The organism is Dactylosporangium sp. CA-092794 (genome assembly GCF_050948465.1).
Classification (GTDB): Bacteria; Actinomycetota; Actinomycetes; order Mycobacteriales; family Micromonosporaceae; genus Dactylosporangium.
Genome location: NZ_CP192044.1, coordinates 3900045 through 3912937, shown reverse-complemented (window position 1 = coordinate 3912937; position 12893 = coordinate 3900045). Strand labels below are relative to the sequence as shown.

Here is a 12893-nt window from a genome sequence, read left to right as displayed (position 1 = left end):
GGTCGTTCGGCGGCTGGCGGCCCGACCCGCGGCCCGCCGGGGTTGCGCAACGCGCCGGCGGCGAGGTGGACGGCTGAGTGACGCGCCGGGGCTCCGGGTGGAACCCCGGCGCGGTGGTGGCGCGCTACGCGGTGTGTTCCTTCTGGTCGCCGGCCCACTCCACGTGGAAGGTGCCGTCCTTGTCGGTGCGCTTGTAGGTGTGGGCGCCGAAGTTGTCGCGCAGTCCCTGGATCAGCGAGGCGGGCAGGCGCTCGGCGCGCAGGCCGTCGAAGTAGGCCAGGGACGACGAGAAGGCCGGGGTCGGGATGCCCGCCGCGGCGGCCGAGGCCACGATGCGGCGCCAGTTCGGGACGCCGGCGTTGACGGCGTCGGCGAAGTACGGGGCGACCATCAGGCTCTTGAGGCCGGGGTTCTCGTCGTACGCCTCGCGGATGCGGTTGAGGAAGCGGGCGCGGATGATGCAGCCACCGCGCCAGATGGTGGAGACCATGCCGCGGTCGATGTTCCAGCCGTACTCCTCGCTGCCGGCCTGGATCTGGTCGAAGCCCTGTGCGTAGGCGACGATCTTCGAGGCGTAGAGGGCGGCGCGGACGTCCTCGATGAACTGGTCCCGGTCGGTGATCTGCAGCGGCGTGACGTCGGTGCCGAAGGCGGCGCGGGCGGCGGCGCGCTGGTCGGCGTGGCCGGACAGGGAGCGGGCGAAGGTGGCCTCGGCGATGCCGGTGATCGGCACGCCCAGGTCGAGCGCGCTCTGCACCGTCCAGCGGCCGGTGCCCTTCTGCTCGGCCTGGTCCAGCACGATGTCGACGAACGCCTTGCCGGTCTCGTCGTCGATGTGCGCGAGCACGTCGGCGGTGATCTCGATGAGGAACGACTCGAGGTCGCCGGTGTTCCAGGTGCGGAAGATGTCGGCGATCTCCGCCGGTGAGGCGCCCAGGCCGGCCCGGAGCAGGTCGTAGGCCTCGGCGATGAGCTGCATGTCGGCGTACTCGATGCCGTTGTGGACCATCTTCACGAAGTGGCCGGCGCCGTCGGGGCCGATGTGGGTGCAGCACGGGGTGCCGTCGACCTTGGCCGAGATCTTCTCGAACATGGGGCCGAGGGTCTGGTACGACTCCGGGGAGCCACCGGGCATGATGCTCGGGCCCAGCAGGGCGCCCTCCTCGCCGCCCGACACGCCGGTGCCGACGAAGTGCAGCCCGTGCTCGCGCAGGGCCTGCTCGCGGCGGCGGGTGTCGCCGAAGTGGGCGTTGCCGGCGTCGATGACGATGTCGCCCTCCTCCAGCAGCGGCACCAGCTCGTCGATCACGGCGTCGGTGGGGCCGCCGGCCTTCACCATGATGATCACGGAGCGGGGACGGGCCAGCGAGGCGACGAAGTCGGCCATGGACTCGCCCGGCACAAAGGTGCCCTCGTGCCCGAACTCGTCCACCAGGCGGCGGGTGCGCTCGTACGAGCGGTTGTGCACGGCGACGGTGTATCCGTTGCGGGCAAGGTTCCGGGCCAGGTTGCGGCCCATGACGGCCAGGCCGGTCACGCCGATCTGCGCCAGGTCGGACATCTGCGATGCACCCCATCCACTCGTTACGATCCCTCAACCCCGGACCGGACGACCACAAACCGTGATCACGGTGCGAGGCGCACGTCGGACCAGGCTACCCGCCTACTGTCCCGCCTCCCCAGGGTGCGTGGGGCCGGTTCCAGTGATCAGGACAGGCGCAGCCGATCCTTCCGTACCAGAAGGGTGATGGTCCGGTCACAGAAGGCGACCAGGTCCCAGGAGATGCGCATCGTCGGTCCGGGCGTGCGGGCGAACATCCGCGGCGGGGTCTCGACGAGCAGGCTGGCGATCTCGAAGGTGCCGTCCCGGCCGACCACGGTCTCGACGCCGTCGACCCTGCCGATGGGCCGGCCGGCCAGATCGACGACCGGGCGGTCCAGCAGATCCATTCGCATGCGTCGCTGTTACCCGCCCTGCCACCGGGGGCAAACAACCGAATTTCAGCGGGCGCGCACGCCGTCCAGGGCGATGGTGAGGACCCGCTCACGCTGGGCGTCATCGACGTAGCCGCCGGCGGTGAGGCCGGAGATGAGCCGCAGCAGGTCGTCGGCGCTCACGTCGCGGCGGGCGACGCCGGCCGCCTGGGCCCGGGCCAGCAGCGGCCCGGCGGCCTCGTGGATCGCGGTGCGGCACTCGCGGATCATCGGCGAGTCGCGGTTGATCTCCTCGGAGAGCGCCCGCTTGGTCGCCGCGTAGTCGACGAACCGGTGCAGCCAGCCGGTGAGCGCGTCCCACGGCTCGAGCCCGGCGACGGCGTCGGCAGCCTGGCACAGCGCCTCGATCTCGCCGACGTACACCGCGTCGAACAGGTCCTGGCGGGTGGGGAAGTTGCGGTAGAGCGTGCCGATGCCCACCCCGGCCCGCCGGGCGATGTCCTCCAGCGACGTGCCGCTGCCGTGCTCGGCGAACGCCTCGCGCGCGGCCGCCAGCAGCGCGTCGAAGTTTCGCCGCGCGTCGGCGCGCTGTGGGCGGCGCACGCCGGGCTGGATCTGCATACGATCGTCACCTTGTATCGGAGGTACTCCTCCACTTTAACACCGCCTCGCGGACGGCCGGCGCGACCTCCTGCGCCCACCCCCGGGCGGTCCGGTCGTCCCGCGGGAACAGCACGAACCCGGCCGCGCCGTGCTCGACGACGGCCCCGGTGAGCTCCTCCGCCCACTGCGCCGCCGAGCCCCCGATCCACCGGCCGTCCTCGTCCCGGGTCCCCGGCAGCGGCGCGGCGGTGATCCGCCCCGGGAAGTTGTACACGGTGGCGACCTCCGCCGGGTCCCGCCCGGCCGCGGCCGCCGCGGCGTCGATGACCGGCCGCGACCGCGTGTACCGCGGGCTGAGCCAGTCGGCCGCGTGCCCGGGGATCCAGCCGTCGGCCCGCCGCCCGGTCGCGGCGAGGGACCGCGGCCCGACCGCGCCGGTCCAGATCGGCGGGGCCGCCATCAGCGCCGGCGGCAGCTCGCTGACCCGGTAGAACTCCCCCTCGAACGTCACCGGCGCGCCACCGCCGAACAGCGCGCGCACCACGACGATCCCCTCCTCCATCGCCCGCACCGCCTGGGCCGGGGTGAGCGGGTCGACGCCGAGCTTCACGATGTCCGGCCACCGCCCGCCGGCGCCGATGCCCAGCACGACCCGCCCGCCGGACAGCTCGGACAGCCCGGCGAGCGTGCGGGCCAGCATCGGGGCGGGCCGGCTCGGCAGGTTCGTCACGTTCACCGCCCCGGCGACGCTCGTGGTCGCGCCGAGCACGACGCCGAGCGCGGCGTAGGCGTCGACCCGGCCCGCCAGGTACGGATGGTCGGACACGGTGACCAGGTCGAGCCCGTCGCGGTCCGCCCGCACGGCCTGGGCCAGCAGCTCGGCGGTCTCGGGCAGGCCGAGCCCGAACAGCACCTTCCGGTTCGTCATCGTCCCACTCTCCCGCGCCCGGGCCGCGCCGGGGCAGGCCGGGACAAGGCTGGTACCGGCGGTACCCCTCAGGGCGGGATGACCCAGGTGGGGTGGCGGGCGGCGAATCCGGCCAGGCGGTCGTCGCGGGCGGCGGCGAAGAGCTCGGCGGTGGTGTCGTCGAGGTTCTCGTAGTCGCGGCCGTCGCGCTGCTCGGTGCGGAACCGGCCGCCGTTGGTGCGCAGCAGGGTCAGCCCGGCCGGGCCGAGGCCGCGCAGCCGCACGATCCAGCCGGTGAGCGAGTCGCCGTTGCCGTCGAAGGTGAGGGAGCCGCCGACGGCGGTCAGGGCGTGGTCGAGGGTGATCGGGTTGGCCAGCACGCCGGCCGAGGTGATCTTCTGCGCCAGGGCGCGCAGGAGTTGCTGCTGGTGGCGCTGGCGGCCGTAGTCGCCGTCCGGGATGAGCTCGCGCTGGCGGACGTAGTCCAGGGCCTCCCAGCCGGTGAAGTGGCGGCAGCCGACGGGGTACACCTGGGGTCGTACCCCGGCGATCTTCTCCGCGCGGAAGGAGGGCGGGATCAGCCGGTACGGCGGCGTCTCGCGCCCCTGCGCGTCCCACCCCACGTGCACCGACGTGGTCTCCTCGTCGACGCACAGCTCGACCCCGCCCACGGCGTCGACGACCTTGCGCAGGCCGGCGAAGTCGATGATCGCCCCGGCGTCGAAGACCAGCCCGGTCGGCTCCTGGACGGTGCGGGCCAGCAGCTCGAAGCCGCCGAGGGCGAACGCGGCGTTGAGCTTGCCCGCACCGTGCCCGGGGATGTCGGCCCGGGTGTCGCGGGGCAGCGAGACGAGGTACGCCCGGTCCCCCGCAGCCGTCACGTGCACCACGATCACCGTGTCGGCGCGCGCGGTCGCCCGGTCCTCCCCGGGCCGCGCGTCGAGGCCGGCGAGCAGGATGTTGCGGCCCGGCTGCGCGTCGAGCCACGTGCCCGCGCTGGGCCGGACCGGGCCGGCCGACATGCGCGGCGCGGACTCGATGTCGATCCGCCGCGGCGGGCCGGCGCGCTGCCGGCCGGTGTCGCCGAGCAGGTCCGCCTGGTCGACGGTGCCGGCGTAGTGCTGCCAGGTCAGCCCGCCGCCGACGAGGAGGGCGGCGACGGCGGCGGCCGAGACGAGCCACGCCTTCACACCGGCAGGATCGGCGCTCCGGGAGCCGCCTTTAGGTGTCCTTGTACCCGTAGCGGTGGCGCAGGGGCACCGTGACCGCGCCCGTGAGGTACCGATGCGGCAATGACATCCCGGTCGTCCACTCGTCGTCCAGGCGCAGGGCCACCGCCCCGGTCTGGAACCGCATCGGGTTGCCCGACACCTGATGGGTGCGCGGCACCACCACCTCGCCCCCGCGCCCGACCGGCGCCGCGGCCGCGGGCACGCCGCTGAGCTCGGTGACCGCGCGCAGCGTGGCGTCGGGGTCGGCGACCAGGTCCTCGTAGCGGAAGCGCAGGTACGGCCGGGCGCAGCGGCGCGCGATCCGCTCGGTGGCGAGGTTCCAGGCCGACCAGTACAGCGCGGTGAAGCCCGGATGCATCCGCGGCATCCGCGCGCCGCCCGGTGCGTCGGGGTCGTGCCGGTGCCGCTGCCACGAGTAGGCGACCGCGCGCGGGTCCCGCACGATGTGCGCCACCCGCACGTCGAGCGCGGGCGAGGCGAGCAGTGCGGTGAGGTACGACGGAAACTTCGACGAATCGACCACGACCTGTGCCCCGCTGACCGCGGCGACCGCGCGGTAGAGCCGCTCCAGGGCCGCGTAGTACCAGGCGAGCCGGTCCGCGCCGGGCGGGCTGGCGGGCTTGAGCAGCAGCCCGGGCAGGTGCCGGGTGCGGAACCGGCGGGAGGCGGCGTCGAGCGCCCGCACGGTGGCGTCGTCCGGGATGCCGCCGAACGCCTCGCCGAGCACCTCGACCCAGAACTCGCACGAGCGCAGCGGCGTGCCGCAGCTGCACCGCCGGTTCTGCAGCAGCCCCCGCTCCCACAGAAACTTGATCTCGCCGACCCCGACCAGCCCCGGCACCCGGTCCAGCATGGTCTCGGCGAGGGTGCTGCCGCTGCGCCCCCACCCGGCCAGGTAGAGCACGCGGGTCGTCGAAGTCGGGTCGCTGCGCACCTTTACGCAACGTGCGACATGTCCGGATAGTTACGTTTTTTTCCTGGTACGACCGGGTGACCGCGACTCAGGACACATGTGTTCTGCAACGTACGACGTAGAAGTCGACCTAGGGCCGGGGGATGATCGAAACTCCAGTCCCGGCGCGGCGGGACGGCCCCATCCGCCAAGACCGAGCCGCCCCGCTGCTTCCTCCCGCGCATCCGCCCAGTGAGGAGCCATCCCATCATGTCGCATGACACGCTTACGAGGTCCGTCGTTTTCGCCGTGGCGATGGTCGCCCTGCTCGTCGGCCACTCGCTGGGCGATCACATCGCGCAGACCGACCATCAGGCCGCCCAGAAGGCCGCGCCGGGCCTGGCCGGCTGGCGCGCGCTGGGCGGCCACCTGCTCGGCTACCACCTGACCCTGGCCGCCGTGCTGCTGGTGACCGCGCTCGCGCTGCGCCTGCCGCTGTCCCCGCTGGGCGTTGCCGCCGGACTGGCCTTCTCCATCGCCACCCACGGCCTGCTGGACCGCCGCTGGCCGGTCCGCGCCGTGCTGCGGGCGACCCGCTCGCCGCAGTTCGCCCAGGCGACGACCCCCGTGAACGGCATGTACGTCGCCGACCAGGCCCTGCACCACCTCGCCCTGCTGGTCACCGCCTTACTGATCGCCGCCCTGTAATTTTGCCGGATAAATCCAGACACCTCCGGCGTCCGGATTTATCCGAAATTTCGGCATAAAGCGTCAACGGTGCGCGATTCCGGCGCATCGCCGTGCGGTTGTGCGCCCACCCAGTCCGGGGGCGGCTGAATGTCTCCGTGATCATGCGCAACACCGCGGTCGCACCGCGGGTTCGCCATGATCGCGGACACATAAGGTACACGGGGGTACATCAGCGCTCCACGATCACGAAAAGCCGTGGTGCCGGTGGCGGGTTCGGCATGATCGCGGAGACTTCCCGTCGCAGCGGATACCGGGGTGGCACCCACCGGCGATCGCGTGATCGACGGCAGCCGGAAAGTTCGGCACAACGTCGCGTCAACAAAGGTGCAGCGGTAGGGCAGGCTCGCGCGTGACATGGACATGCCCGAGCCGCCACTGTTCGCGGAGTTCTACGGTGCGCACTTCCAGCGCATCGCCGTGCAGCTCTACGCCTACCTCGGTGACCACGCCGAGGCGCAGGATCTCGCCCAGGAGGCGTTCTGCCGCGCGCTGGAGCAGTGGGCGCGGGTCGCGCGGTACGACGATCCCGTCGCCTGGGTGCGGCGGGTCGCGTGGAACCTCGCCACCAGCCGGCTGCGGCGGCTGCAGACCGTGGTCCGGTTCCTGGCCCGGCAGCGCGAGCAGCACGTCGACGGTCCGACGCCCGACCGGGTCGCGCTGGTCGCGGCGCTCGCCGGGCTGCCGGCGGCGCAGCGGCGGGCGCTCGTGCTGCACCACCTCGGGGACCTCGGCGTGGCCGAGATCGCCGAGCAGGAAGGCGTCGCCGAGGGGACCGTGCGCTCCTGGCTCACCCGCGGCCGGGCGAGGCTCGCCGCGCGGCTCACCGCGGAGGTGTGGCATGGCTGACACGAGGGTCGAGGACGCGTTCGCGCGGTTCGCCGACGAGTACACCGGGTCGTTCCGGCCGGTGCCGGTCGAGGCCATGCCGGGCTGGCGGCGGGCGCGGCGCAAGGGGGCGCTGTGGCTGGGCGGGCTGGTGGTGGCCCTGGTCGCGGCGGTGTCCGTGAACGCGCTGCAGCCCGTGGGCGGCGACGGGCCGCCGGGGGTGCGGATCGAGGACCGGCCGGTGCACCTGGACGGGGCGAACGGCTACATGCGCGTGCAGTTCGTCGACGCCGAACACGGCTGGGTGATGATCGGCGGGTGCCCGGCGGCGGGCTCGTGCGAGTACACCATGGGCAAGACCGCGGACGGCGGGCGCAGCTGGGCCCGGGTGGACCTGCCGGAACTGCCGGCCCGGCCCGTCTCCGTCACCTTCCAGGCGCGCGACGCCGGCTCGGCCGTGCTGGAGGTGTCCGAGGGCGACGACGACGCCGCCCGCAGCGCGTGGGAGATCGGCGGGACGGGCTTCCACCGCATCGACGGCGATCCCATCGGCATCGCGGCCTGGCTGTCCGCGACGCCGGCGCCACCGGCCTGGCCGGCCGTGCGGGGCACCGTCACCGGGCTGGCGAGCGGGCGGAGCGGGCCGCTGTGGGCGCAGGTGTACGACGGGCTGATCACCCGGGTCGCCGCCTCCCGCGACGGGGGCCGCACCTGGACGGTGCTGCCGGAGGAGTTCCCGGCCCAGGGCGTGCTGCGGGTGTCGCCCGACGGGCGGGACGCGTGGCTGTTCACCGACCAGCCGACGCGGCTGTGGCGGCTGCGCGAGGACGGCGCGAGCGAGGTGCCGGGCTTCCCCACGACCGTGACGGCCAAGGAGGTGAACCCGGTCGACGGCGGCGGGCTGCTGGTCCGGCTGCCGACGAGCGGCCTCGGCGTCTGGCGGGAGGGGCAGTTCGAGCCGCTGCCCGAGCCGATGGTGCATGCGGACCTGGCCACGGTCCTGCCCGACGGCGCGATCGCGCTGGTGCTGCTGCCGGGCCCGGAACTCATCGTCGGGGGCGATAGAACCGGCTGGGTACGGTACCCGAAAGGGTGACCGGACGTAAGGATTTGTTCAGCGGAAGGGTTCGCCGATCGACGGATCGCGCGGTAGCGTCGGTTCGCATGGCGACCTTGCAGGGGATCCGCACGGCCGCCGACCACGACGCGGTCATCACCGAGATCGAGCAGGCCGAGGGCTACATTGCATCGATCTGCTTCAAGACCGGTCCACCCGCAGCGGTCGGTGTCGAGCTTGAGTTCACCGTTCATTTACGCGACGATCCTTCGCTCCTGCTGGATCGTGACCGGCTCTGCCGGGCGCTCGGCGATCACGCGCCGGTGACCCTGCGGGCCGACAGCCCCGCCCTCCCGCTGCGCCACGGTGGGCGGGTCACCCTCGAGCCCGGCGGCCAGGTGGAGATCTCCAGCCGGCCGCACGCCTCGCTGGCCGAGCTCCACGCGGCCGTCGGCGCCGAGATCGAGCAGCTCTCCGCCCTGCTGGCCGAGGCCGGACTGGTCCTCGGCGAAACCGGCGTCGACCCGCATCGCACGCCGCGGCGGCTGCTCTCCACCCCCCGATACGACGCGATGGAAGCGGCCTTCGACCGCCGCGGCGTGTCCGGCAAAATCATGATGTGCTCGACGGCGGGCCTGCAGGTCTGCCTCGACCCCGGCCCCGCGGCCGAGCTGACCCAGCGGTGGGCCGCGGTGCACGCGCTCGGGCCGCCGCTGCTGGCGCTGTTCGCCAACTCCGGGCGGTTCGCCGGGCGCGACACCGGCTGGGCCTCCGCCCGCCAGCAGGCCTGGCGGGGCATCGACCCGTCCCGCACCCGCCAGGTGAGCACCGGCGCGGATCCGGCCGCCGCCTGGGCCAGCTACGTGCTCGACGCGCAGCTGCTGTGCATCCGCCGGCCGGACGGGGCCTGGGACGCCCCGGCCGGGGTGACGTTCGCGGACTGGATCCGCGGCGCACTTGACTCGAAGCCGACCTACGCGGACCTCGACTACCACATCAGCACCCTGTTCCCGCCGGTCCGCCCGCGCGGGTACCTGGAGATCCGCTACCTCGACACCCAGCCCGGGCGCGCCTGGTTCGCGCCCGCCGCGATCCTGTCCGCGCTGCTCGAGGACCCGCGCACCGTCTCACGGGTCCTCGAGCTGTGCGCACCGGCCGCCGGTCGCTGGGTGGCGGCGGCCCGCGAGGGCATGACCGATCCGGTCCTGGCCCGCTCCGCCCGGGCCGTGCGCGAGCTGGCCCTGGAGCGGCTGGACCTGCCGCCGCGGCTGCTCGACGACGTCGTTGAAGGGAGTACACGCAATGGCTGACCTGAGGGAGCGCGTCGCGCGGGAGCTGGAACGGACCCGGCTGCGCTCCGCCGTGCTGACCGAGGCCGTGGACGACGGCGACCTGGTCAAGCAGCACTCACCGCTGATGTCGCCGCTGGTCTGGGACCTGGCGCACATCGGCAACCAGGAGGAGCTGTGGCTGGTGCGCGACGTGGGCGGGCGCGATCCCGTCCGGGCCGACATCGACCACCTCTACGACGCGTTCAAGCACGCCCGCCGGGACCGGCCGGCGCTGCCGCTGCTCGGGCCGAAGGAGGCGCGCGCCTACGTGGCCACCGTGCGCGACAAGGCGCTCGACGTGCTGGAACGGGTACACCTCGAAGGAAGACGGCTGACCGAGGACGCCTTCGCCTTCGGCATGATCGTCCAGCACGAGCAGCAGCACGACGAGACCATGCTGGCCACGCACCAGCTGCGGGCCGGCGAGCCGGTCCTGCACGCGGCGGCGCCGCCACCGTCCAGTGTGGACGCTCGCGGCGAGGTGCTGGTGCCGGGCGGGCCGTTCACCATGGGCACGTCCACCGAGGCCTGGGCGCTGGACAACGAGCGGCCGGCGCACGCGGTCGACGTGCCGGCGTTCTTCATCGACCGGGCGCCGGTCACGAATGGGCAGTACGCCCGGTTCGTCGACGAGGGCGGCGGCACCCCGCCGCTGCACTGGAGCCGCGACCCGGGCGGCTGGCTGGCCACCGAGTTCGGCCGCACGGCGCCGATCGTGCCCGACGCGCCGGTGGTGCACGTGTCCTTCCACGAGGCCGCGGCCTACGCGGCGTGGGCGGGCCGGCGGCTGCCGAGCGAGGCGGAGTGGGAGAAGGCGGCCCGCTGGGACCCGGCGACCGGCCGCTCCCGGCGGTACCCGTGGGGCGACGAGGATCCCGGCCCCGAGCACGCCAACCTCGGCCAGCGGCACCTAGCCCCGGCGCCGGTCGGAGCGTATCCGGCGGGCGCCTCGCCGCTGGGCGTGCACCAGCTCATCGGCGACGTGTGGGAGTGGGTGGACAGCGACTTCGCCGCCTACCCGGGCTTCACCGCGTTCCCGTACCGCGAGTACTCGGAGGTCTTCTTCGGCCCCGACTACAAGGTGCTGCGCGGCGGCTCCTTCGGCACCGACGCGGCCGCCTGCCGGGGCACGTTCCGCAACTGGGACTTCCCGATCCGGCGGCAGATCTTCAGCGGGTTCCGCACCGCGCGCGACGCCGGCCCAGCGGAGCTCGGCTAAGTGTGCCGGCACCTGGCGTACCTGGGGCCGCCGATCCCGCTGTCCGACCTGCTGTTCACGCCGCCGCACTCGCTGTCCCGGCAGTCCTGGGCGCCGACGGACATGCGGGGCGGCGGCACCATCAACGCCGACGGTTTCGGCCTCGGCTGGCGTTTCGAGGAGCATTTCATCCGGTACCGCCGGAGCAGTCCAATTTGGACGGACGCGGGACTGCCGGCGCTGGCCGCGGCGACCCGCTCCGGGGCCGTGCTGGCCGCGGTCCGCTCCGCCACCGAGGGCATGCCGGTCACCGAGGCCGCGGTCGCCCCGTTCGCCGACGGGCCGTGGCTGTTCAGCCACAACGGCCGGGTGGCGGGCTGGCCGGACAGCATGACCGGCCCGGCCGCCGAGCTGCCGGTGCGCGACCTGCTCACGCTCGACGCGCCCACCGACAGCGCGCTGCTGTGGGCCCTGGTGCGGGCCCGGCTGCGGGCCGGCAAGCCGCTCGCCGAGGCGCTGGGCGCGGTCGTGGCGCAGGTCGCCGCGGCCGCGCCCGGGTCGCGGCTCAACCTGCTGCTCACCGACGGCGAGACGATCGCCGCGACGGTGTTCGGCCATTCCCTGTCGTACCTGTCCACCGCGGAGGGCGGGGTCCTCGTCGCCAGCGAGCCGCTCTCCCCCGACCCCGCCTGGATACCCGTACCCGACCGATCACTGCTGGTCGCCACCCCGTCGTCGGCGACCGTCACAGCATTGGAAGGTGGTGCACCGTGACCGTGCCGGATGTTGAGCTGGAAGTCCACCTGACCGACGCCGAGCGGGCCGAGGCCCTGCGTCGCGACGCCCGCCGCGGGCTCACCGCGACGCCGAAGTGGCTGCCGCCGAAGTACTTCTACGACGCCCGCGGCAGCGAGCTGTTCGAGGAGATCACGCGGCTGCCCGAGTACTACCCGACCCGCGCCGAGCGGGAGATCCTCGCCGAGCGGGCCGGCGCGATCGCCCGGATCACCGGCGCCAAGACGCTGGTGGAGCTGGGCTCGGGCTCCTCGGAGAAGACCCGGCTCCTGCTCGACGCGCTGCGCGAGCAGGGCACGCTGGGCTCGTTCGCCCCGCTGGACGTGTCCGGCGCGGCCCTGCGCGACGCGCTCGGCGCGCTGCGCGCCGACTACCCCGACCTGCACCTGCACGGCATTGTCGCCGACTTCGTCGGTCACCTGGAGGTACTGCCGGAGGCCGGCACCCGCCTGGTGGCGTTCCTGGGCGGCACGATCGGCAACTTCACGCCGGCCGAGCGGGCCCCGTTCCTGGCCGCGCTGCGCGCCCGGCTCGCGCCGGGCGAGTGGCTGCTGCTCGGCGCCGACCTGGTCAAGGACCCGGCGGTGCTGGTGCCCGCCTACGACGACGCGGCGGGCGTGACCGCCGAGTTCAACCGCAACGTCCTGCACGTGCTCAACCGCGAGCTGGGCGCCGACTTCGACCCGCGGTCCTTCGCCCACGTGGCCCTCTGGGACTCCCACCACGAGTGGATCGAGATGCGCCTGCGGGCGTTGCGGCCGATGACGGTGCACCTGCAAGCCCTCGCCCTCGATGTCTCCTTCACCGAGGGCGAGGAACTGCGCACCGAGGTGTCGGCGAAGTTCCGCCGCGAGGGCCTGACCGGCGAGCTGGCCGCGGCCGGCTTCGCGGTCCGCGACTGGTGGACCGACCACCTGGACCGCTTCGCCCTGACCCTCGCCACCGCGGTCTAGCCCGACTCGTAACGGTCTCTATCGGGTCATTGTCGGCCGCAGCGGTCCGGCGCGGGTGCTATTGGGCGCCCGCGCCGGCCGCTCTCAGGCGAAGGCGTTCGACGGCGGTGGCGGCGTTGCGGTGCTGGCGGTCGGCGTCGGCGGCGAGGGCCCGGGCGCCGCAGTCGGTCAGCCGGTAGTAGCGGCGGTGGCGGCCGTCGACGATCTCGGCCCGGTCCGGCTCGACCAGGCCCTCGGCGGTGAGCCGCTCGAGCGCCGCGTAGAGCGTCCCGGCCGGTATCAGGACCCGCCCGCCGGAGAGCTTCGCGACTTCCTGGATCACCGCCCACCCGTGCAGCGCCCCCACCGCGAGCGCGGTGAGGATGAGGAAGGTCGGCTCCCGCATCGGGCTCATGACCACCAATTTAATGTGATC

General features: G+C 73.6%; 14 protein-coding genes. 7 read left to right on the top strand and 7 right to left on the bottom strand.

All coding sequences use genetic code 11. The annotated features are described in order from the left end of the window. Positions 1-124: 124 nt before the first annotated feature. The 6 genes from gndA to ACQPXD_RS16750 all read right to left on the bottom strand — a co-directional run bounded on the left by gndA (position 125) and on the right by ACQPXD_RS16750 (position 5611). Positions 125-1561, bottom strand: a complete 1437-nt coding sequence (gene gndA, locus ACQPXD_RS16775; RefSeq protein ID WP_432839399.1) for an NADP-dependent phosphogluconate dehydrogenase — start codon at positions 1559-1561, stop codon at positions 125-127. Between the two features lie 146 nt (positions 1562-1707). Further along, positions 1708-1956: a hypothetical protein gene (locus tag ACQPXD_RS16770; protein WP_432839397.1), complete on the bottom strand. Its 249-nt coding sequence runs from the start codon at positions 1954-1956 to the stop codon at positions 1708-1710. Between the two features lie 45 nt (positions 1957-2001). Beyond that, positions 2002-2556 carry a TetR/AcrR family transcriptional regulator gene (locus tag ACQPXD_RS16765; RefSeq protein ID WP_432839395.1) on the bottom strand — a complete coding sequence of 185 codons (555 nt, stop codon included), beginning with the start codon at positions 2554-2556 and terminating at the stop codon, positions 2002-2004. Between the two features lie 7 nt (positions 2557-2563). Beyond that, a complete protein-coding gene (locus ACQPXD_RS16760) occupies positions 2564-3466 on the bottom strand; it encodes an LLM class flavin-dependent oxidoreductase (RefSeq protein ID WP_432839393.1) in 903 nt (300 codons plus the stop codon). A 68-nt stretch (positions 3467-3534) separates the two neighbouring features. Further along, the gene (locus tag ACQPXD_RS16755) at positions 3535-4635 is read right to left on the bottom strand and encodes an LCP family protein (RefSeq protein WP_432839391.1); all 1101 of its coding nucleotides are present in this window, start codon (positions 4633-4635) and stop codon (positions 3535-3537) included. 31 nt (positions 4636-4666) lie between these two features. Further along, entirely contained in the window at positions 4667-5611 is a 945-nt protein-coding gene (locus tag ACQPXD_RS16750; RefSeq protein WP_432839389.1) for a sulfotransferase, read from the bottom strand. Positions 5612-5839: 228 nt separating this feature from the next. Here ACQPXD_RS16750 and ACQPXD_RS16745 point away from each other — a divergent pair, with 228 nt between their 5' ends. The 7 genes from ACQPXD_RS16745 (at position 5840) to egtD (ending at position 12478) form a co-directional block, all read left to right on the top strand. Continuing rightward, complete coding sequence (locus ACQPXD_RS16745; RefSeq protein WP_432839387.1) at positions 5840-6277, top strand: DUF3307 domain-containing protein; 438 nt, start codon at positions 5840-5842, stop codon at positions 6275-6277. Between the two features lie 396 nt (positions 6278-6673). Next, positions 6674-7165: an RNA polymerase sigma factor gene (locus ACQPXD_RS16740; protein ID WP_432839385.1), complete on the top strand. Its 492-nt coding sequence runs from the start codon at positions 6674-6676 to the stop codon at positions 7163-7165. Next, on the top strand, positions 7158-8240 hold the full coding sequence (locus ACQPXD_RS16735) for a hypothetical protein (RefSeq protein ID WP_432839383.1): 1083 nt from the start codon (positions 7158-7160) through the stop codon (positions 8238-8240). Before ACQPXD_RS16740 ends, ACQPXD_RS16735 begins: the two co-directional genes overlap by 8 nt. A gap of 68 nt (positions 8241-8308) precedes the next feature. Beyond that, the gene (gene egtA, locus ACQPXD_RS16730) at positions 8309-9511 is read left to right on the top strand and encodes an ergothioneine biosynthesis glutamate--cysteine ligase EgtA (protein ID WP_432839381.1); all 1203 of its coding nucleotides are present in this window, start codon (positions 8309-8311) and stop codon (positions 9509-9511) included. Further along, positions 9504-10751, top strand: coding sequence for an ergothioneine biosynthesis protein EgtB (egtB, locus tag ACQPXD_RS16725; protein ID WP_432839379.1), 1248 nt, complete (start codon positions 9504-9506; stop codon positions 10749-10751). The genes egtA and egtB overlap by 8 nt, the downstream gene beginning before the upstream one ends. Then, positions 10752-11504, top strand: a complete 753-nt coding sequence (gene egtC / locus ACQPXD_RS16720) for an ergothioneine biosynthesis protein EgtC (RefSeq protein WP_432839377.1) — start codon at positions 10752-10754, stop codon at positions 11502-11504. A gap of 2 nt (positions 11505-11506) precedes the next feature. After that, the gene (gene egtD, locus ACQPXD_RS16715) at positions 11507-12478 is read left to right on the top strand and encodes an L-histidine N(alpha)-methyltransferase (protein WP_432843874.1); all 972 of its coding nucleotides are present in this window, start codon (positions 11507-11509) and stop codon (positions 12476-12478) included. 58 nt (positions 12479-12536) lie between these two features. Here the strand turns inward: egtD and ACQPXD_RS16710 are convergent, their stop codons facing one another. Further along, the gene (locus ACQPXD_RS16710) at positions 12537-12872 is read right to left on the bottom strand and encodes a PadR family transcriptional regulator (protein WP_432839375.1); all 336 of its coding nucleotides are present in this window, start codon (positions 12870-12872) and stop codon (positions 12537-12539) included. Positions 12873-12893 lie beyond the last annotated feature (21 nt).

Excerpts from the sequence above, each read along its gene's own strand:
- ACQPXD_RS16760 (WP_432839393.1), bottom strand. The coding sequence starts at position 3,466 with ATGACGAACCGGAAGGTGCTGTTCGGGCTCGGCCTGCCCGAGACCGCC.
- gndA (WP_432839399.1), bottom strand. The coding sequence starts at position 1,561 with ATGTCCGACCTGGCGCAGATCGGCGTGACCGGCCTGGCCGTCATGGGC.
- ACQPXD_RS16735 (WP_432839383.1), top strand. The coding sequence starts at position 7,158 with ATGGCTGACACGAGGGTCGAGGACGCGTTCGCGCGGTTCGCCGACGAG.
- ACQPXD_RS16745 (WP_432839387.1), top strand. The coding sequence starts at position 5,840 with ATGTCGCATGACACGCTTACGAGGTCCGTCGTTTTCGCCGTGGCGATG.
- ACQPXD_RS16740 (WP_432839385.1), top strand. The coding sequence starts at position 6,674 with ATGGACATGCCCGAGCCGCCACTGTTCGCGGAGTTCTACGGTGCGCAC.
- ACQPXD_RS16765 (WP_432839395.1), bottom strand. The coding sequence starts at position 2,556 with ATGCAGATCCAGCCCGGCGTGCGCCGCCCACAGCGCGCCGACGCGCGG.
- egtB (WP_432839379.1), top strand. The coding sequence starts at position 9,504 with ATGGCTGACCTGAGGGAGCGCGTCGCGCGGGAGCTGGAACGGACCCGG.
- egtA (WP_432839381.1), top strand. The coding sequence starts at position 8,309 with ATGGCGACCTTGCAGGGGATCCGCACGGCCGCCGACCACGACGCGGTC.
- ACQPXD_RS16770 (WP_432839397.1), bottom strand. The coding sequence starts at position 1,956 with ATGCGAATGGATCTGCTGGACCGCCCGGTCGTCGATCTGGCCGGCCGG.
- ACQPXD_RS16710 (WP_432839375.1), bottom strand. The coding sequence starts at position 12,872 with ATGAGCCCGATGCGGGAGCCGACCTTCCTCATCCTCACCGCGCTCGCG.